At 67.4% G+C, this 527-nt stretch carries 1 protein-coding gene; it reads left to right on the top strand.

Annotated features, from left to right (window positions below):
- On the top strand, positions 1-527 hold a 527-nt coding region (locus METUNV1_RS00050; protein WP_043358624.1), incomplete at both ends, for a calcium-binding protein.

Below are 527 nucleotides of genomic sequence, written 5' to 3'. Positions count from 1 at the left end.
ACGGGATGGCAACGACGTGCTGTCGGGCGGTGCGGGCAACGACCTGCTGGACGGTGGCACGGGCATAGACAGCATGTCGGGCGGCGAAGGGGACGACACCTACGTTGTGGACAACGTGCGCGACGTGGTGAGCGAAGGGCTGAACGCGGGCACCGACACCGTGCGCTCGTCGATCAACTACGCGCTGGGCGCCAACGTCGAGAACCTCGAACTGACCGGCACGGCACTCAACGGCACGGGTAACGCGCTGGCCAACCGGATCACCGGCAACGCACTGAACAACCTGCTGGACGGTGGGCTGGGTGCGGACACGCTGATCGGAGGAGACGGCGACGACAGCTACGTGGTCGACCACCTGGGCGACGTGATCACCGAAGCGGCAGACGAAGGCACGGACAGCGTGCGCTTCACGCTGTCGAACAGCGCGCTCAGCGCGCTGGAACTGGACCTGGGTGCGGACTACGCCAACGTGGAGAACGCCACGCTGGCCGGTGTGGGCCGCATCAACCTCGCCGGCAGCGAGGCGG

Source organism: Methyloversatilis universalis FAM5 (assembly GCF_000214035.2).
GTDB classification, from domain to species: domain Bacteria; phylum Pseudomonadota; class Gammaproteobacteria; order Burkholderiales; family Rhodocyclaceae; genus Methyloversatilis; species Methyloversatilis universalis.
Note: the sequence above shows the minus strand (reverse complement) of the source record. Positions and strands in the feature narration are given on the sequence as shown.